This is a genomic window from Priestia sp. SIMBA_032, assembly GCF_046535215.1.
In the GTDB taxonomy this organism is placed as follows: Bacteria; Bacillota; Bacilli; order Bacillales; family Bacillaceae_H; genus Priestia; species Priestia aryabhattai.
The window spans coordinates 1-239 of the sequence record NZ_JAWRXD010001484.1; the positions used below are offsets into that span (position 1 = coordinate 1).

1 protein-coding gene is annotated in these 239 nt (G+C 61.9%); it reads left to right on the forward strand.

The features are described from left to right. On the forward strand, positions 1–194 hold a 194-nt coding region (locus SB717_RS39245; RefSeq protein WP_410908707.1), incomplete at its 5' end, for a hypothetical protein. Positions 195–239: the final 45 nt, after the last annotated feature.

Here is a 239-nt window from a genome sequence, read left to right on the forward strand (position 1 = left end):
GTGTGTGGTCGACGAGCATCGAATCGGCCGTTGCGGCGCCGAACTCGGTGGTCAAGAGTTCGGTGAATTCGGTGAGTCGCACGCCGTCAAGGCTAGCGAAACAGTTCCCGACCCGCCGCCCGGGTACACAACGCGACCGGATCGACGACATCACCGTTGCTCTCGCCCGCCCGACGGGCGGCAGCGGTAAATGAACTGTTCTGCAATATTTTTCGGATCGCCGACGACATCGCACCGAC